1 protein-coding gene and 2 pseudogenes are annotated in these 1,000 nt (G+C 55.4%); 2 read left to right on the top strand and 1 reads right to left on the bottom strand.

All coding sequences use genetic code 11. From position 1 onward, the window contains the following. A pseudogene (locus tag M3I54_RS44345) lies at positions 1 to 178 on the top strand (IS256 family transposase); the annotation flags it as partial. Positions 179 to 258: 80 nt separating this feature from the next. Here M3I54_RS44345 and M3I54_RS44350 read toward each other — a convergent pair. After that, positions 259 to 546: a hypothetical protein gene (locus tag M3I54_RS44350; RefSeq protein ID WP_254346728.1), complete on the bottom strand. Its 288-nt coding sequence runs from the start codon at positions 544 to 546 to the stop codon at positions 259 to 261. A gap of 299 nt (positions 547 to 845) precedes the next feature. Between M3I54_RS44350 and M3I54_RS44355 the strand changes: the two are divergent. Continuing rightward, positions 846 to 1,000: pseudogene (locus M3I54_RS44355) on the top strand (IS5/IS1182 family transposase); the annotation flags it as partial.

Here is a 1,000-nt window from a genome sequence, read left to right on the forward strand (position 1 = left end):
ACGCAAGATCGTCAAGACGCGTGGGCACTTCCCGACGGACGAGGCCGCGACCAAACTGCTCTGGCTGGCCTTGCGCAATATCACGGCTGACTGGAGCCGTGCCGCGCATGACTGGAAAGCCGCGATGAACCAGTTCGCGATCCTCTACGAGGATCGCTTCACCAGAAATCATTTGTAGAATGCAATTGATGAGCCTGCCAGACGGCAGGCTTTTATCTGCCTTGCACACAAAAATTCAGACACTCCCCCTCGAGTCTCTTACTTTGATTCGACACCTAGCATCACTGCACCGCACGAGCCGTCATTGTGAAACATCAGTACGTGCGCTTTGGCCGTTTTGCCCTTCTTGAAGCGATCTACAAGCTTTCTGTATCCCTTCAGTGCTGCGCCCGACGAAAACAACGTCTCATCCGGGTGCCAGTTGTCGATATGTCCACCCCACCAGCATGTGTCGGCTTGGCCAATAAGCGCGACAAGCACGCGACGATTCGCTGCCACTTGCCTGGCATGGAGAATCGCCTCCTCCAATGGGAGCGCTACCTGCATTCTTTGCATCCGGCTCAGAAAAGTTTAGAGGGCTGAGGCACAGATTGCCGCATCCGCTGCTGGCAATCGGCCACCAAAAAAACCATTAATGGTGACACGATGTCTTGCCACCGATGCAAGGCGACGCGAAACATTGCACAACAATACGAATCCTCGTCATTGAGGCGTCCCGCAGTGGCCGCGAGGGTCGCTCGAACTGCCACGACGCTTAACAGGTTGCTGAAGTACCGCTGAAACATGTCATCGCGCAGAGTTCGTGAAGCGTTGATAGATGAACCACCACTTACCCACTGGAGATCATGCGCGGCGCCGACACTTTCACCGAGAGTTTGTTTTCCGTGCGCAAGCTGGACGACTTCGTCCCCAAGTCGCATCCGTTGCGTTCGATCCGCGTAATGGCGAACGAAGCGCTGGCGAAGATGGATCGACTGTTCGCCGAGATGTACGAAGCGGA

It is taken from the genome of Paraburkholderia sp. CNPSo 3274 (assembly GCF_024206475.1).
Taxonomy (GTDB): Bacteria; Pseudomonadota; Gammaproteobacteria; order Burkholderiales; family Burkholderiaceae; genus Paraburkholderia.

Bases quoted from the DNA above. Each gene is read 5' to 3' on its own strand.
- M3I54_RS44350 (WP_254346728.1), bottom strand. From the start codon at position 546: ATGCAGGTAGCGCTCCCATTGGAGGAGGCGATTCTCCATGCCAGGCAA.